This window comes from Streptomyces sp. NPDC004539 (assembly GCF_040610055.1).
Classification (GTDB): domain Bacteria; phylum Actinomycetota; class Actinomycetes; order Streptomycetales; family Streptomycetaceae; genus Streptomyces.
The window spans coordinates 440,873-460,359 of record NZ_JBEXLS010000005.1; the positions used below are offsets into that span (position 1 = coordinate 440,873).

18 protein-coding genes are annotated in these 19,487 nt (G+C 71.6%); 12 read left to right on the top strand and 6 right to left on the bottom strand.

All coding sequences use genetic code 11. The features are described from left to right. Positions 1 to 16 precede the first annotated feature (16 nt). On the bottom strand, positions 17 to 1,414 hold the full coding sequence (locus tag ABZX85_RS13785; protein ID WP_355866468.1) for a DUF6421 family protein: 1,398 nt from the start codon (positions 1,412 to 1,414) through the stop codon (positions 17 to 19). 263 nt (positions 1,415 to 1,677) lie between these two features. On the opposite strand from ABZX85_RS13785, the gene ABZX85_RS13790 reads away from it, so the two are divergent. Continuing rightward, on the top strand, positions 1,678 to 2,346 hold the full coding sequence (locus tag ABZX85_RS13790) for a glycerophosphodiester phosphodiesterase family protein (RefSeq protein ID WP_355866471.1): 669 nt from the start codon (positions 1,678 to 1,680) through the stop codon (positions 2,344 to 2,346). Between the two features lie 89 nt (positions 2,347 to 2,435). On the opposite strand, the gene ABZX85_RS13795 is transcribed toward ABZX85_RS13790, so the two are convergent. Further along, positions 2,436 to 2,963: a GNAT family N-acetyltransferase gene (locus ABZX85_RS13795; protein WP_355866473.1), complete on the bottom strand. Its 528-nt coding sequence runs from the start codon at positions 2,961 to 2,963 to the stop codon at positions 2,436 to 2,438. A gap of 78 nt (positions 2,964 to 3,041) precedes the next feature. On the opposite strand from ABZX85_RS13795, the gene ABZX85_RS13800 reads away from it, so the two are divergent. Together ABZX85_RS13800 and ABZX85_RS13805 are read left to right on the top strand one after the other, a co-directional pair. Further along, complete coding sequence (locus ABZX85_RS13800; RefSeq protein WP_355866476.1) at positions 3,042 to 3,434, top strand: VOC family protein; 393 nt, start codon at positions 3,042 to 3,044, stop codon at positions 3,432 to 3,434. Between the two features lie 530 nt (positions 3,435 to 3,964). Then, positions 3,965 to 4,726: a VOC family protein gene (locus ABZX85_RS13805; protein WP_355866479.1), complete on the top strand. Its 762-nt coding sequence runs from the start codon at positions 3,965 to 3,967 to the stop codon at positions 4,724 to 4,726. Positions 4,727 to 4,733: 7 nt separating this feature from the next. On the opposite strand, the gene ABZX85_RS13810 is transcribed toward ABZX85_RS13805, so the two are convergent. Continuing rightward, positions 4,734 to 7,307, bottom strand: coding sequence for a cellulosome protein (locus ABZX85_RS13810; RefSeq protein ID WP_355866482.1), 2,574 nt, complete (start codon positions 7,305 to 7,307; stop codon positions 4,734 to 4,736). Between the two features lie 336 nt (positions 7,308 to 7,643). Here ABZX85_RS13810 and ABZX85_RS13815 point away from each other — a divergent pair, with 336 nt between their 5' ends. From ABZX85_RS13815 to ABZX85_RS13840, 6 genes are all read left to right on the top strand, one after another. Beyond that, positions 7,644 to 8,225 carry a DUF5134 domain-containing protein gene (locus ABZX85_RS13815; RefSeq protein ID WP_355866484.1) on the top strand — a complete coding sequence of 194 codons (582 nt, stop codon included), beginning with the start codon at positions 7,644 to 7,646 and terminating at the stop codon, positions 8,223 to 8,225. A gap of 221 nt (positions 8,226 to 8,446) precedes the next feature. Next, positions 8,447 to 9,382, top strand: a complete 936-nt coding sequence (locus ABZX85_RS13820; RefSeq protein WP_355866486.1) for a M56 family metallopeptidase — start codon at positions 8,447 to 8,449, stop codon at positions 9,380 to 9,382. Positions 9,383 to 9,562: 180 nt separating this feature from the next. Beyond that, entirely contained in the window at positions 9,563 to 10,249 is a 687-nt protein-coding gene (locus tag ABZX85_RS13825) for a phosphatase PAP2 family protein (RefSeq protein ID WP_355866488.1), read from the top strand. Positions 10,250 to 10,440: 191 nt separating this feature from the next. After that, positions 10,441 to 10,812, top strand: coding sequence for a twin-arginine translocation signal domain-containing protein (locus tag ABZX85_RS13830; protein ID WP_355866492.1), 372 nt, complete (start codon positions 10,441 to 10,443; stop codon positions 10,810 to 10,812). A gap of 52 nt (positions 10,813 to 10,864) precedes the next feature. Beyond that, on the top strand, positions 10,865 to 11,554 hold the full coding sequence (locus tag ABZX85_RS13835) for an HAD family hydrolase (RefSeq protein WP_355866495.1): 690 nt from the start codon (positions 10,865 to 10,867) through the stop codon (positions 11,552 to 11,554). A gap of 118 nt (positions 11,555 to 11,672) precedes the next feature. Next, on the top strand, positions 11,673 to 12,335 hold the full coding sequence (locus tag ABZX85_RS13840; protein WP_355866498.1) for a helix-turn-helix domain-containing protein: 663 nt from the start codon (positions 11,673 to 11,675) through the stop codon (positions 12,333 to 12,335). Here the strand turns inward: ABZX85_RS13840 and ABZX85_RS13845 are convergent. Next, positions 12,320 to 13,825, bottom strand: a complete 1,506-nt coding sequence (locus tag ABZX85_RS13845; protein ID WP_355866501.1) for a hypothetical protein — start codon at positions 13,823 to 13,825, stop codon at positions 12,320 to 12,322. The two genes, ABZX85_RS13840 and ABZX85_RS13845, sit on opposite strands and share 16 nt — an antisense overlap. 180 nt (positions 13,826 to 14,005) lie before the next feature. Between ABZX85_RS13845 and ABZX85_RS13850 the strand changes: the two genes are divergently transcribed. Then, the gene (locus ABZX85_RS13850; protein ID WP_355866504.1) at positions 14,006 to 14,653 is read left to right on the top strand and encodes a DUF305 domain-containing protein; all 648 of its coding nucleotides are present in this window, start codon (positions 14,006 to 14,008) and stop codon (positions 14,651 to 14,653) included. Positions 14,654 to 14,686: 33 nt separating this feature from the next. On the opposite strand, the gene ABZX85_RS13855 is transcribed toward ABZX85_RS13850, so the two are convergent. Then, positions 14,687 to 15,145, bottom strand: coding sequence for a DUF6214 family protein (locus ABZX85_RS13855; RefSeq protein ID WP_355866717.1), 459 nt, complete (start codon positions 15,143 to 15,145; stop codon positions 14,687 to 14,689). 182 nt (positions 15,146 to 15,327) lie between these two features. On the opposite strand from ABZX85_RS13855, the gene ABZX85_RS13860 reads away from it, so the two are divergent. After that, entirely contained in the window at positions 15,328 to 16,677 is a 1,350-nt protein-coding gene (locus tag ABZX85_RS13860) for an FAD-dependent oxidoreductase (RefSeq protein WP_355866507.1), read from the top strand. A 127-nt stretch (positions 16,678 to 16,804) separates the two neighbouring features. Further along, positions 16,805 to 18,130 (top strand): nucleobase:cation symporter-2 family protein, encoded by a 1,326-nt coding sequence (locus ABZX85_RS13865; RefSeq protein ID WP_355866510.1) that lies wholly within the window; start codon positions 16,805 to 16,807, stop codon positions 18,128 to 18,130. Positions 18,131 to 18,200: 70 nt separating this feature from the next. Here the strand turns inward: ABZX85_RS13865 and ABZX85_RS13870 are convergent, their stop codons facing one another. After that, positions 18,201 to 19,487 (bottom strand): PHB depolymerase family esterase, encoded by a 1,287-nt coding sequence (locus ABZX85_RS13870; protein WP_355866513.1) that lies wholly within the window; start codon positions 19,485 to 19,487, stop codon positions 18,201 to 18,203.

Sequence of the window (19,487 nt, forward strand, 5' to 3'; positions counted from 1 at the left end):
GCCGCCGCGCCACCGCTCACGCGGCCGTGCGCTCCACACTGGCGGCGGTGATCCCCTTGGAGGAGGCGATCACACTCTTCAGCTTCTTCGCCAGTGCCTCATAGAACATGCTCAGCGGAAACTCGTCCGGCAGCACGTCGTCCACCAGCCTGCGCGGCGGCTGGGAGAGGTCGAGGGCGTCGGGGCCCTTGGCCCACTTGGACGCCGGGTGCGGGGAGAGATAGCGGGCGACCAGGTCGTACCCGGCGAACCAGTGGACGAGCTTGGGGCGGTCGATGCCGTCCTTGTAGAGCTTCTCGATCTCGGCGCACAGGTCGTTGGTGACCTTCGGCGCGCGCTCCCAGTCGATGTGCAGCTTGTTGTCGGTCCAGCGGACGACGTCGTTGCGGTGCAGGTAGGCGAAGAGGAGCTGCCCGCCGAGGCCGTCGTAGTTGCGGACGCGGTCGCCGGTGACCGGGAAGCGGAACATGCGGTCGAAGAGGACCGCGTACTGCACGTCGCGGGCCTGCGGGACGCCGTCCGCGTCGAGTTTCACGGCCTCCTTGAAGGCGGTGAGGTCGCAGCGGAGTTCTTCGAGGCCGTACATCCAGAACGGCTGGCGCTGCTTGATCATGAACGGGTCGAAGGGCAGGTCGCCGTGGCTGTGGGTGCGGTCGTGGACCATGTCCCACAGGACGAACGCCTCCTCGCAGCGCTTCTGGTCGTGGACCATCGCGGCGACGTCCTCGGGCAGGTCGATGCCGAGGAGGGAGACGGCGGCGTCGGTGACGCGGCGGAAACGGGCGGCCTCGCGGTCGCAGAAGATACCGCCCCAGGAGAATCGTTCCGGCGCCTCGCGGACGGCGATGGTCTCCGGGAAGAGGACGGCCGAGTTGGTGTCGTAGCCCGGGGTGAAGTCCTCGAAGGTGATGCCGCAGAACAGCGGGTTGTCGTAGCGGGTGCGCTCCAGCTCGGCCAGCCAGTCGGGCCAGACCATGCGCAGGACGACCGCCTCGACGTTGCGGTCCGGGTTCCCGTTCTGCGTGTACATGGGGAACACGACGAGGTGCTGGAGGCCGTCGCGGCGGTCGGCGGCGGGCTGGAAGGCCAGCAGCGAGTCCAGGAAGTCGGGGACCGGGAAGCCGCCCTCCGCCCAGGCCGTGAGGTCCGCGACGAGGGCACGGTGGTAGGCCGCGTCGTGCGGCAGCAGCGGGGACAGCTCCCCGACCGCCTCGATCACCTCGCGCACGGCGCGCTCCGCCTCGGCGTGCGTCGGGGCGCCCTCGGCGTCGAAGTCGATCGAGCCGTTCGCCGACTGCCAGGGGCGGATGCGCTCCACGGCGGCCTTCAGAACCGGCCACGCGGCCTGCTCGACCACCCTGACCTCGGAAGGAAGCTCCTCCCTCGCCATCGCCCGCACAAGAATTTCCGTCATGTCCCATCCTCCACGGGAGAACCTCGCGTATGGACACCGTATGCGTATGGCATTTCCGTGAGCAAGAAGAACCTCGGGAAATTATCCTGCGCGCCCTCATGGTCACCGCATTTTTTCCTGCCGTACACGCCCGATACGGAGAGTTCCGCCGAGCGCGTGGGACCGCTCCCGGGGTCCGCGCGCGCCGGGGCGAGGCGGCGGGGAGGGGGCCGCAGGGCCTAGGCTGCGAGGCGCACTGGCGTCGACGGAGAGCGAGACGGGCCTTGGAGTTCGTGACCATGGGACATCGCGGGGTGATGGGGGTCGAGCCCGAGAACACGCTGCGGTCGTTCGTGGCGGCGCAGGCGGCGGGGCTCGACGGGATCGAGCTGGATCTGCATCTCAGCTCGGACGGCGAGCTGGTGGTGATGCACGACGCCGACGTGGACCGCACGACGGACGGCAGCGGGCCGGTCCGGGAGCACACGCTCCAGGAGCTGCGGGCGTTCGACGCGGGGCGCGGGGAGCGCGTCCCGACGTTCGAGGAGGCCCTGGACGCCGTCTCGGTGCCCCTCCAGGCGGAGATCAAGGACGCGCAGGCCGCGCAGGCGCTCGCGGAGGTCATGCTGAAGCGGGAGCTGGTGGACCGGGTCGAGGTGTCGTCGTTCCACGACCAGGCGCTCGCCGAGATCACGCGGCTCGTGCCCGGGGTGCGGACCGCGCTGATCGGCGGGCGCTACGGCGCGGACATCGCCGACCGCGCGGTGGACGTGGGAGCGCGCACACTCTGTCTCAACATCCGCCGGCTCACGCTGGAGACGGTCGAGCACGCCCGTAAGCACGATCTGCGGGTCCTCGCGTGGGTCGTCAACACGCAGGACCAGCTGCGGCTGGCGCGCGCCTTCGAGCTGGACGGGGTGACGACGGACTACCCGGAGATCAAGGGGAGTTGAGCCGAGGACGGCGTTGATCCGGTGGGCGGCTGATCGAATCGTTCAGGGTCTCGATCGGCCGGCGGGACCGGGCAGCGCCTGATCCCCGGTCAGGGCAGCGCCTTGACCAGCAGCTCGAACTCCAGACCGGCCCGGCGCGGGACGCCGAACCGCTCGTCCCCGTACGGGAACGGGCTCGTGCGGCCGGTGCGGCGGTAGCCGCGCCGCTCGTACCAGGCGATCAGCTCCTCCCGCACCGAGATCACGGTCATGTGCATCTCGGTGACGCCCCACGTCTCGCGGGCCTGCCGCTCGGCCTCCGCGATGATCAGCTTGCCGAGGCCCGCGCCCTGGAGCACGGGGCTGACCGCGAACATCCCGAAGTAGGCGTGCTCGCCCCGGTGTTCGAGCTGACAGCAGGCGACGACCGCGCCGGCCCGCTCGACGACGAGGAGCCGGCCCTCCGGTTTCGCGATGACCTCGCGCACGCCCTCGGGGTCGGTGCGCCGGCCGTCGAGTATGTCCGCCTCGGTGGTCCAGCCGACCCGGCTGGCGTCGCCCCGGTACGCCGACTCGATCAGCTTCACCAGCGCGTCGACGTCGGTGTCGGTGGCGTCGCGGTAGGTCAGGTCCGTCATGCGTGTCCGTCCTGGGGTGCTGTGGGGCTCTTGCGGCGGGGCGTCGCCGAGCCTAGCTCTCCCGTAGGGTGCGGATACATGGTGCATGTACTGAGCAGCCGTGTCCTCCTCCACCCCGCCGACCCCGAGCGCGCCCGCCGCTTCTACGGCGAACAGCTCGGCCTCGGCGTCTACCGCGAGTTCGGCACCGGGCCCGAGCGGGGGACGGTCTACTTCCTCGGCGGCGGCTTCCTGGAGATCGCGGGACGCACCGACGCTCCCCGGGACCCCGAGACCCGGCTGTGGCTACAGGTCCCGGACGTCTCCGCCGCCCACGACGAGCTGGCCGCGAAGGGCGTGCCGATCGTCCGCGAGCCGGTGAAGGAGCCCTGGGGACTGATCGAGATGTGGATCACCGATCCGGACGGGACACCGATCGTGCTGGTGGAGGTTCCGGCGGATCATCCGATTCGGTATCGGCCGGGGATCTGAGACGGGGGGACGGAGGCAGAGGGGGCTGGGAGCGGAGCGGCTGTGCGAGCGGGGCCGGGCCCCCTCATCGACGGCCGGGCGCGGGGCGGGCTTCCGGACGGCCGGGGCTCGGGTGCGTACTCCCCCACGGCGGCCGGGCCCAGGTGCGGGTGCTGTCGGCTGTCGGCTGTCGGCTGTGGGCTGCCGAGGCGCAGGGCGGAGGTCTGCTTGTGCCCCGCGAGCGGGCTGGAACCGCCCTCAGCGGCCGGGACGCGGGGGAGAGCGCCCTCCCGGGCCGCCGGAACATGGGCCCGGCTTCCCAGTCGGCGGGGCGCAGGTTTGCCCTCTCGGAGGGCCAGGGTTCAGGCTTGGCCTCCTGGGTGGCCAGGGCGGGGCCCGCTCTCGGGCGGGGGGGGCGCAGGCTCGGTTTCCCGGGTGGTCGGGTCCCGGGTCTCGGGTGGGAGGCGAGGGCTCGGCTCCCGGATGGCCCGGGTGTCGGCGAGGGCTTAGCGTGCTGGGAGGGGGTGTTTCGGGGGCTTGGGAGGAATGTGATGAAGCTCGACGCTCCCGTGCCCGGCGGGCCCTGCTGGACCGAGCTGGGGACCAGTGATCTGGAGGCGGCGAAACGGTTCTACGAGGGGCTGTTCGGCTGGCGGACGGAGACGGACTCCCGGGAGGAGGCCGGTGGCTACACGATGGCGTACCTCGGGGAGGCCGCCGTGGCCGCGTTGACGCCGCTGTACCAGCCGGAGCGGCCGGTCGCCTGGAGTGTGTCGTTCGCGGTGTCCGACGCGGACGTCAGCGCTCGTCTGCTCGGTGAGGCGGGCGGGAGGGTGCTCCTCGGGCCGATGGACGTGTTCGACCTCGGCCGGTTCGTGGTCGCCGCCGATCCGGGCGGCGCGGTCTTCCAGCTCTGGCAGGGCCGGAGCTTTCCGGGCGCCGGGGTTTTCAACGCCCCCGGCGCACTCGGCTGGGCCGAACTCCTCACCCGTGACACGACCCGCGCCGAGTCCTTCTACACGACCGTCTTCGGCTGGACCGTCCGCCCTTCCGACCGCTACCCCCAACTGGGCGTCGGCGGCGAGGACTTCGGCGGCATGCTGGCCATGGACGACCGCTTCCCGCCCGAGGTCCCCCCGCACTGGCTCCCCTACTTCGCGGTGAGCGACGTGGCCGACTCGGCCTCCGTCGCCGCGAGTTCGGGCGGTGCGACGCTGATGGCACCGATGACGGTCCCCGAAGGCCCCCGCATCGCCGTCCTCCGGGACCCGCAGGGCGGCGTGTTCGGCGTCTACGAGCCCCTGACCGACTGACGCCCCGTCAAACGAGCGGTGTCACCGTCACGTTGTCCAACACCGGCGCGTACGCGGACCGTTGCCCGTACGCGTTCCGGGACCGCCCGTCGAAATCGGGGAGTTCGTCGGCGGTGAAGGTGAGCGTGTTGGCGCCTTCCCTGAGGGTGACCGGGATCGACAGATCGTCGAAGTTGTTGAAGTGGAAGGTGGTCGGGAACAGCACACGCCGGGGCGTCTCCCCGTTGACCGACACGTCGGCGTGCCGGCACAGCGGGTCGGGGTTGTAGTGCGTCGAGGGCGCCTGCTCGCCGTTGGAGTACCGGAAGGTGAGGGCATGCCGCCCGCCGCGCTCGGCGGTGACGGTAAGCGTGAGCGCGTTCCCCGCACCCCCTCCGACCCCGTCGACCGCCTTGCCACCGGAGGCGTACGGATACGCGCCGGTGACCCGGGCGGTCCCGGTCAACTCCCCCTCCTCGGCCTGGTGGACGACGGCGGGCAGCCGCCCCTCCGATGCGCTCAACACCAGCCGGTCCACGACGAGTTCCTCCGCCCCGGCACTCACGGTCACCCGATTCACGCCACCCCCCAGAAAGACCGGTACGACGCCGTCGCGCAGCTCTCCGAGATCCTCGCCGTCGACCGCCAGCCTCCCTCCCCGGCCGCCGAGCAGCTCCACGGCGACCCCTGCCTCGCCCGCCTCCTCGGCGTGCACCCAGAAGGTGACACTCCCGCCCCGGCTCAGGACGACGGCCCCCGGACCGGAGGCGCCGGGCCTCGCGAAGTCGGTGCGGGCACCTTCGCCGAGCGCGGCGAACTCCGCCTCGTACACGGCGTGTTCGGCGCCCCGCCCGTCGCGCAGGACCAGGTCGAGACGGTCGATCACCGCGTCGCCCCTGGTGGTGCCGAGGTCGGGGTCGTGGGCGGCGAGCGTGAGGTTGTGGCGGCCGGCGGCGAGGGTGACGCGGGTGTCGGTGCGGCCCCACACGGCCCACTGGTAGCCGACGGGCAGGAGCAGTTCGCGTGCCTGTTCTCCGTCGACCCTCAAGTAGACGTTGGTGGGCCCGAGTTCACGGACCAGGTCGGCCTTGTTGTAGGAGTTCGCGTAGATCCGCACGTCGTACTCCCCGTCGACGGGCACCTCGACGTCGAAGCTCAGCACCAGATCGGAGCCGGTACGCAGGCCGCCCACGTGATATCCGCCGGAGGTGGCGAACTTCCCCACGTCGGCGGGCGATCCCTCGGGCCCGTTCCGCGTCCAGCCGTCCCCGCTGTGGCCCGCGTCCTCGGCCTCGTACGACGCACGCCAGCCGATCGACGCGGGCAGCGGCGTCGCGCCGTTGCCGCCGGGCGAGAGGGTGAGCCGGTAGGCGGACATCGCGTCGAGATCGGCCAGCGGGAGGCTCACCCGGCCGTCTGTGACGGCGAGTTCAGTGTCCAGCAGGCGCAACGGCTGCGCACTGGCGCCGAGTTGGCCCGTCCACGGGATCTCCTCCAGACGGGCGTGGACGGCTGTCCCGAAGACGGCCGGGTCGATGCCGGTGACGGCGATCTCGGCGGCCCCCTCGCCGCCGCCGAACAGCACGCGGGACTGGCGGCGTCGGCGGTCGAGGACGGCGACGCCCTGGAGGGTGTACTGGACGTCGGGGTGCGGGGCGGTGACCTGGACGGTGTCGCCGGTGAGCGTGCCGTAGGCGTGCAGCAGCCACCACTGGCCGTTGGCCCGGTTGGCGCCGACAGCCGAGTCGTTGAGGTTTCCGGCGATGTTCCAGTACGCCATGTCGGCGTCGACCTTGTAATCCTCGATCGCGGCGATCCACTGGATCATCTGGCCGGGCACGGAGAGGTGGTAGTTGTGGGCGTACTCGTTGATGTTGACGGGGAGCGGGCCGATGCCCAACTCGCGTTCGATCCGCCGGTACTTGTCGACCGCGCCGCGCACCTCGCCGGGTGAGGAGAGTTCGTGCCAGGTGATCACGTCGGGCAGGACGCCTGCGTCCCTGGCGAACTCCAGGAAGCCCCGCACCTCGTCATAGAGGAGGCAGGTGTTGGGGCCGGCGATGCGCGCCTGGGGGTCCAACTCCTTGATCAGGGCGTGGACTTCGCGCCAGGCGGTGAAGAAGGCCGCCGGGTCGGTGCGCCAGGAGACGCCGTCGTGGCTGAACTCCCCGTCGCCGAACATGTTGCCCTCGGGCTCGTTGAACGGGACGTAGACCAGGTGGGAGCGTGACTCGCCGAGGGTCAGGGCGAGTTCGACCTGCCGGCGGACGCGGTCCTTGAGGTCGGCGAGGCGTTCGGCGCCGGTCGCGCCGGGCCATTCGTAGGGGAAGCCCCGGTAGCTGTCGGGGATGTAGACGTAGATCTCCTTGCCGCCCGCCTGCACGAACGGCGGGAGGATCTCCAGGGCGTCGGCGCCGGGGTGCTGGACGCCGTCCTGGGCCTTCGTCGACACCGTGCGCAGCGCGATGCCCTCGATGAGGTTGCGGCTGGGCACGCCGTCGCCGTAGACGCCGTAGAGCGTGCCGCTCGCGCCGCCGTGGAACGGGCCGGTTGCGGCGGCCAGGTCGACGAGGAGGGTGTCGGGTGCGGGTTCGGGTGACACGGGGTTCCTCCGGGGCGGGTGCTGTCCAACGGGTGCCTCTGGCCGTCCGGCAAGCCTCGGCGTCCGACAGGTCGAACGGTGGTCGGCTTCTCGAATCGGCCTGGTCGAACGTAAGGAGAGGTGGCGGTTCACGTCAACGGGTGGACGCGACGGTTCCGCCCCGGCGCGTCGCCCACCCCCTTCACGCCCCCTCATGCACTTCTGCGCTCGCGTGCGCGCCGCCCGGCCCGGGCATCGCTCCCTTCGTACGGAACGCACGGGACGGGACACGCCAGAACGAGGGCGGCTCGGCGCGCGACAGGCCGCCTCGACAGGACACGGCACGGGGAGGTGCACGTGCACGGACCGGCTTCGCTCGGCTGGCTGTTGGTGGCGTTGTGCGCGGCGACGGGGGCGTACTGCCTGCTGCGGATGCGCAGCGCGGACGAGGAGCAGCGGCGGGCCGCCGGCGGCGAGGCGGTGATGGGGTTCGGGATGGCCGCGATGGCGGTACCGGCCGGGGTGTTCACGCCGCCGGGGTGGGCGTGGCCGGTGTATCTGACGGTGTTCGGGGCCGCGGCTGCGCATTCGCTGTGGACGATGCGATCGCTGTCGACGGCACGGGCGGGCGGGCACCATCTGCATCACCTGGTGGGGACGCTGGCGATGGTCTACATGGCGGCCGTGACGGCGCTCTCGCCGTCGCACGTGCATGCGCACGGCAGTTCGGGGGTGCCGCTGCTCACGGGCGCGCTGCTCGTCTACTTCGCGGTGTACGTCCTGACGTCGGGGGCACGGCTGGTGCCGGTGGGGGTGGACTCTGGTGCGGGCGGCGGCGGGAGCGCCTCGGGCGCCGGGTGGGGTGACCGGCCGGAGCTGGCGCGGGCGTGCCGGCTGTCGATGGGGATCGGGATGCTGGCGATGCTGATCACGATGTGAACGGTGGGGCGGGGCGAGGGGCGGGGGAGGTGTCATGTGCGACGTGTCATGTGTGACGTGTGATGCATGACCTGCGACGCGTGATGCATGGTGTGTGACGCGTGACGTGTGATGTACCACCCCCGCCACGACACACCACCCCGCACTTCAATCGTGATCTACGCCACTTCACGCTCCCTCCCCGCCCTCCCCGCTGTGTCCCACCTCATAGGCTGCTGCCCATGACGGTCCCCGCGGTCCTCCTCCTGCTCGGTTTCGTGACCGCCGTCGCGGCTCCACGGCTGCTGGCCCGGGCGGACTGGCCGGACCGGGAACCGGTGGTCGCGCTGTGGGCCTGGCAGTGTGTGGTCGCGGCGGTGCTGCTGTGCTGCGCGCTGTCGATGACGCTCAGCGCGGCGGCGGCCTGGCAGGCGGTGCGCGGTCATGTCTTCGCCCCGGCACCGCGCGCGGTCGTGGAGGCGTACGCCCTGACGACGACGGGCCCTTGGGCGGCGGCGACGGCGGTGTCGCTGGCGTGCGCCGGGCTGTGGAGCGGGGCGATGCTGGTCCGGGAGATCGTGCGCGGACGGCGCCGACGCCGGGCCCGGCGTGCGGAACTGCGGCTGCGGGTACCGCTGTTGCCGGGTGAGCGGCCGGGCGACGAGCGGCTCGTGGTGCTGGAGGGCGACCGCCCCGACGCCTGGTTCCTCCCCGGCGCGACACCCCAACTCGTCGTCACCACCGCCGCGTTGCGCCGTCTCAAGGGGCGCCAGCTGGATGCCGTGCGCGCCCACGAGCAGGGGCACGCGCAGGCGCGGCACGACTGGCTGCTGCACGCCTCGGGCGCGCTGGCGAACGGGTTTCCGCAGGTGCCGGTGTTCGCGGCGTTCCGCGACGAGATGCACCGCCTGGTCGAACTCGCCGCCGACGACATGGCGTCCCGCCGCTTCGGCCGGCTCACCACGGCGCTCGCGCTGGTCGAACTCAACGAGGACAGAGGCGTGTTCGGCCCCACCCCGACCCCGGACGCGCACCTCCCCCAGCGGGTGGACCGCCTCCTCACTCCCCCGAACCGCCTCCCCCCGTCCCACCGCCTGCGCCTCACGGCGGTCGCGACCCTCGTCCCGGTGATCCCGGTCCTCATCACCCTGGTCCCGGGCCTGCACGCACTGCGCTGACCCGGACACCGCACCCCAACACCGCGCCCCCACACCGGCACCACCACCGAAACCAGTCGGCGAACCGCCCCTCACCCACCCCCCTCACCGACCCCACGCACCCACCCGCCGACACCCCACCGCCACCTCCCCTCCCACCCCCGTTCGCCTCTCCCACCCCCCATCGGCGAGGATCGACCCATGCACCCCCCACCTCTCGCCTCCCCGCCCCGCCCCCCGACCCACCCCGCGGCCACCCGAGCCGCACTCCTCCTCGGCACCTCCTTCGCCCTGCTCCTCGCGCTGGTCTGGGCGCAGTGGACGCCGGTCATCGACGCCGACGGTGATATGTCACGCACCACACACCGCTGGGCCGTGGACTCCCCCGCGGTCACGCAGGCGTCGCGGATTCTCACGGACTGGGTGTGGGACCCGCTGACGATGCGCCTGCTGCTCGGCGCGGTGGCCGTCGGTCTCGTGGTCCGGTGGCAGGCGTGGGGCACCGCGGTGTGGCTCGCGGTGGCCTCGGCGGTGGGGACGATCGTCCAGCAGGCCCTGAAGAGCGCGGTCGGCCGGGATCGCCCGGTGTGGCCGGACCCGCTCGACTCCGCGCACTACGCGGCGTTCCCCTCGGGCCACGCCCTCACCGCGACGGTCGCGTTCGGCCTGCTGCTCTGGCTCCTGCACGTGCACGGCTGCTCGCGCGTCGTGTGGCGCACGGCGGTCGCCGTGTCCGCCGTCTCCGTCGCCGGCGTCGGCCTGACCCGGATCTGGCTGGGCGTGCACTGGCCGACGGACGTGCTCGGCGGCTGGCTGCTGGGCGCGCTGATCGTCGTCCTCGCGATCGAGGCACACCGCCGCCTGCTGTCCGGCGACCCACGCCGCTGACCCCACACCGAACACCCCGCCCACAACGCCGACCCGCCTGCCCGCCCGTACCAACGCCCCGCCCGCCCCGCCCACCTCGCCGATCCTCACAAACGAACGCGGGTATTCAGCCACTCCCGCCCCACACACCCCCCTACGCTCCCCCTCACGGCCCGGGAGATTCCCGCAGGCCGTTGCGTACAGGGGGTCAAGTGTCCGCATTCTCCAAGCCGTCCGAGCTCTCCAGACGGTCCCTTCTCGGCTATTCCGGCACGACCGCGGCGGGTGCCGTCCTCGGTACGGCGGCGGCAGCGCAGCCCGCCCAGGCCGCGACCGCGCAGGCGAGCGCGCAGGAGACGGCGTCCACCGTCGCGTTCCCGCCGGGCACCCTCTTCACCGGGGACACCAGCATCGCCGACACCGACGAGATGCTGACCCTGAAGTTCAGCGTCCACATCCAGAGCGGCAACGCCCGCGCCATCGACCCCGTCGAACTCGCGGACCTCCTCAGCGACTTCGCGGTCTCCAGGGGCTGGCCGGCGATCACGTTCTACGGCACTCCCCCGCCCGCCGCCCTCAACTGACCCCCAGGTCAAGCGCCCTGCGCCGGACACCGCCCCGGGTAGAGTCCAGCGCATGAGCGCAGTGCTGTTCGACTTCTCCGGGACCCTCTTCCGTATCGAGTCCACCGACTCCTGGCTCCGCGCCGTTCTCGACGACGCCGGACTCACGCTGTCCGACGCCGAGTTGGCCGAGTACGCGCGCGCCCTGGACGAGGTGGGCGCGCTGCCCGGCGGCAGCGGGGGCGCGCGGGTGCCGGAGGAGCTGGCGCAGGTGTGGGCGGTGCGGGACGAGAGCGCCGAGGCGCACCGGGCGGCGTACACGGGTCTGTCCCGGCTCGTCCCGCTGCCCGACCCCGCGCTCCACGACGCGCTGTACGAGCGGCACATGACGCCGGCCGCCTGGACGCCGTATCCGGACGCGGTCGAGGTGCTGGGCGCGCTGCGGGAGCGGGACGTGCGGGTGGGGGTGGTGAGCAACATCGGCTGGGATCTGCGTCCGGTGTTCCGCGCGCACGGTCTGGACCGGCTCGTCGACGCGTACATCCTGTCGTTCGAACACGGCGTGCAGAAGCCGGAGTCGAAGCTGTTCGCGATCGCCTGCGGGGCGCTGGGGGTCGATCCGCGGGCGACGGTGATGGTCGGGGACGACCGGAGGGCGGACGGCGGGGCGGCGGCGCTGGGCTGCCGGGTGCACTTCGTGGACCATCTGCCGGTGACCGAACGGCCGGACGGGCTGCGGCCGTTGCTCCAGTTCGTGGGCTGAGGCGGCTGTCGCGTCCTGGTTCGGGCGATCCCCCGCATCACCCGACCCAGGACGTGACGGCCGGTCACACCGCGTCGATTATAGTTGGCTGCCGGCCAGTCAACGCAGGAGTTACAGGATGTCCCCGCGCAGCGCATCGGTCAATGAGGAATTGCGACGGCGTTCCCGGGAACGGCTGCTGCGGGCGGCGCTGGAGCTGGTCGGGGAGCGCGGGTACGACGCGACGACGCTCGGGGACATCGCGGACCGTGCCGGATCGGCGCGCGGGCTGGTGTCGTACTACTTCCCGGGCAAGCGTCAGCTCGTGCAGTCGGCCGTGCACCGGCTGATGCACCGGACGTTGCAGGAGGCGCTGGAGTGCGCGCCGTGCACGCAGGACGGCGGGGAGCGGATGGCGCGGGCCATCGACGCGGTGCTGGGGCTGGCCCGGGACCGTACCGTGCTGATGCGCCAGCACATGGCCGGGCTGCTGGACGCGGAGGGGTTCGTGCAGTGTCCCGAGCAGCGCCGGCTGGCGGAGCTGCTGCGGGACACGGTCGTACGGCACGGCTCGCGGGACGTGGACGCCGACTACCCGATGCTGCGCGTGCAGCTCATGGGCGCCGTCTACGGGATGGTGCTGCCGAACGTGCCGCTGACGCTGGAGACGCTGCGCGCGGAGCTGTTCGCGCGGTACGGGCTGGAGTGGGCGCAGGGGTTCCCGCCGGGCACCGAGACGCCCGGCGGGTCACGCGACCCCGACCTGTCACGCTATTTCGACACGGATCACCAGCCGAAATAGTCCGGCTGTGTCTGGACGTTCAGCTCGTCGAGCCGGACCCACTTGGCCGGATCGGTGCGCCGGTCGTCGATCCGCAGGACGTCGAAGCCGTTGCTGATGTCGTTCGAGTAGATGTACCCGTTGTAGTAGTACGCGGACCACGAGCCGCCGCTGGTGAGCGTGGTGGCGTTGTCGGGGCCGCGCTCGAAGTAGGCGATCTCCCTGGGCCGGCTGGAGTCGGTGAACTCCCAGACGGAGACGCCGCCTTGGTACCACGCCTGGACCATGATGTCGCGGCCCTTGACCGGGATCAGCGAGCCGTTGTGGGCGACGCAGTTCTCGGTGCTGGCCTGGTGGCGGGGGATCTTGTAGTAGCTGCGGAAGACGAGCTTGCGCTTGTCGCCCTTGCCGACGATGTCGTAGATGCCGTCGGCGCCCCGGTTCGGGCCGATCTCCGCGTTGCAGGTGGCCGCTCCGCCGCCGCCCAACTCGTCGGTGAAGACGACCTTGTTGGCCTTCTGGTTGAAGGTCGCGGAGTGCCAGAACGCGAAGTTGACGTTGTCCTGGACCTGGTCGATGACCTTGGGGTGCTCGGGGTCCTTGATGGACAGCAGGATGCCGTCGCCCATGCACGCGCCGGCCGCGAGGTCCAGCTCGGGCAGGGCGGTGATGTCGTGGCAGCCGGTGGTCTTGGAGACTCCGGGGTTGGTGGGCGAGCCCGGGTTGCCGCCGCCGTCGGGGCCCTCGCCGGGGAACAGCACCGGGAAGCCGACGACGGCCGCCTTCTCGGGGGCGTTGCGGGGCACCTTGATGACCGAGATGCCGTCGTGCGGGGGCTGGCAGTCGGGGTAGGCGGCGTTCGGGGAGTACGAGGAGACGTAGATGTAGACGTTCCTGCGCTCGGGCACCAGGGTGTGGGTGTGCGAGCCGCAGGCGGTCTCCACGGCGGCCACGTACTTCGGGTTGCGCTTGTCGGTGATGTCGAAGATCTTCATGCCCTCCCAGGACGACTTCTCGGTCGCCGGCTGGGTGGTGCTGTTGCAACTGCTGTCGCTGCGCGAGGAGTCGGTGGACACGAACAGCAGGTTGCCGTCGACGGTGATGTCGTTCTGCGAGCCGGGGCAGAGCACCTGGGAGACGGTCCGGGGCGCCTTCGGGTTGCTGATGTCGAAGATGCGGAAGCCGTCGTAGTTGCCGGCGAAGGCGTACCTGCCCTGGAAGGCGAGGTCGGAGTTCTTGTCGAGCAGGACGTCCTTGGGGACGTTCGCCAGGTGCTTGATGTTGGCCGAGTGCACGATCTCGCCGACGCCGGGTATCTCGCCGGCGGCTATCGCCTCGGCGACGTCGGTCCGGTCGCTCTGCGACACCTTCCGCTCCGCGGTGGGTGAGTCCCCGGGGTCGGGGATCGCGAGCGCCGGGGCCGCGGTGAGCAGCGTGGCGAGCAGTCCGGTCACACCCGCCATGACTCCCAGACGTCTGCGCCGCGTTCGGGGGTCCTTCAACAGGGTCACTGTGTCCTCCCTCGTCGCCGTCCCTCTCGGAACGGTTCACGGTCTCCCGAAGTATCGTCTTAGTCATGCGCATACCAAAAGACGGCAACAAGCTCGTCACATAACTTTTCGATCAGCCGGGCACAGATCCGTGCTAGGACGTTCACAGCCGTTCCAACTCGCCCGCTTCTGGAGGTCGTTGTGCGCTTTCGCCGCGCGTCCGTGGTCACCGCCGCCCTGCTGGCGCTCGCTCTGGCCGGCTGCGACTCGGGGGCGGACGACGGGCCGAAGGGTGCGCGCGACACGGGGCCCTCGGTGCTGGTGCCGGGGAAGCCGGGCGAGGCGAACCGCACGATGTCCGCCGAGGAGGCCGCCGAGCACCGCGCCCAGGACGACACCCCGAACTCGGCGGACGTGTCGTACGCGCAGATGATGATCGTCCATCACGCCCAGGCGCTGGAGATGACCGAACTGGTGCCGGAGCGCTCGGAGTCGGCGTCCGTGAAGGGGCTCGCGGAGCGGATCTCGGCCGCGCAGAAGCCGGAGATCGAGGTCATGCGGGACTGGCTGACGTCGTACAAGAAGCCGCAGGAGCCGCAGGGTCACGCGGGGCACGAGGCGATGCCGGGGATGGCGACCGACGCCCAACTCGCCCAGTTGCGGGCGGCGAAGGGCGCGGCGTTCGACAAACTCTTCCTCACCCTGATGATCACCCACCACGAGGGGGCGATCACCATGGCGACGGACGTCAAGTCGCAGGGGAACAACATCCAGGCGGAGGAGATGGCGGACGACGTCGTCGCCCAGCAGACCAGTGAGATCGCCCGGATGCGCGGAATGCTCCGCTGAACGGCGCGCTGCGGCCGGCGTCAACCGCCTTGTTCAGCGCTTGACATGACGTGGAGTCAGGTATCCGGCGTCCCGGGCCTGCGCGATGAGCCGCAGGGAACGGCGTCTGCTGTGCCCGGTCGCGTCCATGATCGCGAGGACCGGGTCGACGCCCTCCTCCTGGGCGGCCCGGTACTCCTGGGCGACGAGCCAACGTCCCTCGGTGCCGCGCGGCCAGGCGGGCCGGGCCCGGCGCGGGCCGGGGTGCCCGGCCTCCTCGGGCTCCTCCCCGCCGCACACCTCGAACAGCGGGCCCTCGATCCAGTCGGCGAGGACGGTCAGGTCGATCAGGGACAGCGCGGGCTGGGCCCGGACGTCCTCGATGGAGACGGCGCCGTCGGACAGCACCGCCAGGACCTCGACCCACGCCCGGTCGGGGAAGGCGAGGCGAACGGTGTACCAGGCGGTCGCGCCGCCGCTCTCCCGCACTTCCCACGCGGGCCACACGGACACCTCGGCGTCCTCGGCGGGGCGATCAGAAAGATTAAGAAAAGATGCTTCTAGCACACACGCAACGTAACCGCATCATCACATTCCATACGAAAAGACACGCACACCGGTTCCGCCCGGCACCCTGTCAGCGCAGCCCGCCGGGTGTCATGCTGGAGGTTCTCCCCCGCGTGAGGAGTTCCGCCGTGCTGCGAGTCGCCGTCGTCGGTTCCGGGCCGAGCGGGGTCTACACCGCCCAGTGCCTGGTGGAGCGCGACCCCGAGGTCCGCGTGGACGTCCTGGACCGGCTGCCGTGCCCCTACGGCCTCGTCCGCTACGGCGTCGCCCCGGACCACGAGAAGATCAAGTCCCTCCAGAACAACCTGCGTACGGTCCTGGAGCACGACCGGGTCCGTTTCCTCGGGGGCGTCGAGGTCGGCCCGTCCGGTGTGACGGTCGTACGACTGCGCCGGATGTACGACGCCGTCGTGTACTGCGTCGGCGCGGCCACCGACCGCAGGCTCGGGATCGACGGCGAGGAGCTGCCGGGGAGCTGGTCGGCGACCGAGTTCGTGTCCTGGTACAGCGCGCACCCCGACGCCGTCGCCGACGGTTTCCTGACGGGCGTCCGGTCGGCCGTCGTGATCGGGGTGGGGAACGTCGCGGTGGACGTGACGCGCATCCTCGCGCGCGGCGCGGCGGAACTGAGCCCCACCGACATTCCGCAGTCGGCGCTCGACGCGCTGGCGGGCAGCGGGGTGCGGGAGGTCCACATGGTGGGCCGGCGCGGCCCTTCGCAGGCGCGGTTCACGACGAAGGAGCTGCGGGAGCTGGGCGGTCTGCCCGGGGTCGAAGTCGGGGTGGACGAGGGGGAGTTGGCGCTCGATCCGGGGTACGGCGACCCGTCCGGGCTCGCGGCGGCGCAGCGGCGGAACGTGGAGGTGCTGCGGGGGTGGGCGCGGGCCGGCGCGGGTGGTGCGGGGCGCCGGGTGCGGCTGCGGTTCTTCCTGCGGCCGGTCGCGCTCGTGCCCGACGAGCGGGGGCGGGTGGCGGCGGTGCGGTTCGAGCGGACGCGACCAGACGGGCCGGACGGGGCAGGCGGGGCGGGCGGGGTGCGGGGGACGGGTGAATTCGAGGAGATCGGGGCGGAGTTGGTGCTGCGGTCGGTCGGGTACCGGGGGGTGCCGCTGGCGGGGCTGCCGTTCGACGACGCGCTCGGCACGGTGCCGCATACGGCCGGGCGGGTGCTGCGGGACGGCGTGGTGTCGCCGGGTGAGTACGTCGCCGGGTGGATCAAGCGGGGGCCGACGGGGGTGATCGGGACGAACCGGCCGTGCGCGAAGGAGACGGCGACCTCGCTGCTGGCGGATGTGACGGCACGTCAACTGCCGGACCCGCTGCCGTTGTTGCTGGCCGGCGGGGTGGAGCCGGTCGGGTGGGAGGGGTGGCGGGCGATCGAGCGGGCGGAGGCGGCGTGGGGTGCGTCGCTGGGGCGGGGCGTGGTGAAGCTGCCGGACTGGGCGGCCCTGCGCGCGGCGGTGGCCCGCAGCGCCTGACGGTCGAGGCGTCGTAGGTCCCGGCGCACGGGATACATGGCGGCAACACCCCGGACATCAACAATCTGTTCAACCGTTTTACGGTCACGTGCTGTCGCTTTCCGTCCCCTTCCGCTCAGGAGTGCACATGACCGTCCATCCCGTAGACGAGGTGCCGCCGATACGCCACCTGGCCGCCTTCGGCCTCCAGCACGTGCTCGCGATGTACGCGGGCGCGGTGGCCGTCCCGCTGATCGTCGGCGGGGCGATGAAGCTGTCGGCGGCCGACCTGTCGTACCTGATCACCGCCGATCTGCTGGTGTGCGGGATCGCGACGCTGATCCAGTGCGTGGGGTTCTGGCGGTTCGGGGTGCGGCTGCCGATCATGCAGGGCTGTACGTTCGCGGCGGTGTCGCCGATGGTGCTGATCGGGACGACGGGTGGCGGACTGCCCGCGATCTACGGGTCGGTGATCGTGGCGGGGCTCGCGATCGTGCTGCTGGCACCGGTGTTCGGGAAGCTGCTGCGGTTCTTCCCGCCGCTGGTCACCGGGACGGTGATCCTGGTCATCGGTCTGTCGCTGCTGCCGGTCGCGGGCAACTGGGCGGCGGGCGGGGTGGGTTCGGCGGACTTCGGGGCGCCGAAGAACATCGGGCTCGCCGCGTTCGTCCTCGCCGTCGTGCTCGCCGTGCAGCGGTTCGGGCCGCCGTTCCTGTCCCGGATCGCGGTGCTCGCCGGGATCGCCGTGGGGCTCGCGGTCGCGGTCCCCTTCGGGTTCACGGACTTCGGCGGGGTCGGGGACGCGGACTGGGTGGGGATCAGTACGCCGTTCCACTTCGGGGCGCCCGTGTTCGAGGCGTCGGCGATCATCTCCATGCTGGTCGTGGCGCTGGTGACGATGACCGAGACGACCGGTGACCTGATCGCGGTCGGCGAGCTCACCGGCCGTGAGGTGAAGGAGAGTTCGCTCGCGGACGGGTTGCGCGCGGACGGCCTGTCGACCGTGCTCGGCGGTGTCTTCAACACGTTCCCGTACACGGCGTACGCGCAGAACGTGGGCCTCGTCGGGATGACGCGGGTGAAGAGCCGGTGGGTCGTCGCGGCGGCGGGCGGTCTGCTCGTCGTCCTCGGGCTGCTGCCGAAGCTGGGCGCGGTGGTCGCGGCCGTACCGGCGCCCGTGCTGGGCGGGGCGGGGCTCGTGATGTTCGGGACGGTCGCGGCGAGCGGTCTGCGGACCCTCGCCGGGGTCGACTTCCGCGACAACCACAACCTGACGGTCGTCGCCGTGTCGGTCGCGGTCGGCCTGCTGCCGGTCGGGGTTCCCACGGTCTACGAGAAGTTCCCCGACTGGTTCCAGACGGTCATGAACAGCGGCATCAGCGCGGGCTGCCTCACCGCGATCGTCCTCAACCTGCTCTTCAACCACCTGCCGAGCAGGGCCAGTTCACCGGCGGTCGCACCGGCGGACGGCTGACCCGCCGGCGGACGGCCGGAGCCGGGGCGCCCTGCGACAGGCGCCCCGGTCCCTTGACGAGCCATCAGTTCTACGAGCAGGCCGTGCCGTTGAGGGCGAAGCCGGTCGGTGCGGCGGCGTTCCCGGTGTGGTTGGCCTGATAGCCGATGGTCACGGACGCGCCGGGCGCGAGGGCCGCGTTGTACGTCGCGTTCGTGGCCGTCACCGCTCCGGAGGCGGGCGCGTAGGTGGCGCCCCAGCCGTTGGTGATGGTCTGGCCGGCGGGCAGGGTGAACGTGAGCCGCCAGCCGTTGACCGCGGTGGTCGCGGTGTTGGTGAGGGTCACGGAGTTGGTCAGGCCGGTGTTCCAGGCGCTGACGCTGGAGGTCACCTTGCAGGGTCCGGCGGGCGGGTTGGGGGTGCCCGGACCGGGGTCGGGGGTGAGGCCGAAGAAGGTGAGGGCGCGGGCGCCCATGCCGGCGGCGTACACGTTGTGGCCGGTCTGGACGCTGATCGCCTCGACGGGGGCCTGGTCACCGGTGGAGCCGTAGCGGGTGCGGGTCCAGCCGTTGGGTGAGTCGGTGAAGGACGGGGTCTGGGTCAGGCCGTGGACGTTGGTCCACTGCTTGATCTCCTCGCCGAAGTTGGGGTAGCGCAGGACGTCGTCCTGGGTTCCGTGCCAGACCTGCATACGCGGCCGGGGGCCGGAGTAGCCGGGGTAGGCGCCCCGGACGAGGTCACCCCACGCCTGCGGGGTGCGGATGATCGTGCCGTTCGCGCAGTCGCTGTTCCACTCGGAGCCGTTGGTGGTGGCGAAGCAGGCGAAGGGGACGCCCGCGAAGGCGGCGCCGGCCGCGAAGACGTCCGGGTAGTCGCCGAGCAGGACGTTCGTCATCATCGCGCCGGAGGAGATACCGGTGACGAAGACCTTGCTCGTGTCCGCCGCGTAGGTGGTGACGGCCCAGTCGACCATCGACTTGATGCCGACGGGGTCGCTGCCGCCGCCGCGTGTGAGGGCCTGCGGGGAGGCGACGTCCCAGCACTTGCTGGAGCGGGTCACCGACGGGTACACGACGACGAAGCCGTACTGGTCCGCGAGGGACTTGTACTCGCTGCCGTTGTACATGTCGGTGGCGGAGCCCCCGCACCAGTGCACGGCCACGACGACCGCCGGGTGCGCGCTGACGTTGGCCGGGGCGTAGGCCCACATGCGGAGGCTGCTGGGGTTGGCGCCGAAGCCGGTGACCTCGGTGAAGGTCGCGGGCGGCACCGGTGCGGCGGAGGCGGGCGGCGGGGCGAGGAACAGTGCCGCCAGCAGTACGGCGAGCGCGGCGAGCGCCGAACGCAGCGTCGTACGCGGGGGGTTGGGGGTGGACAC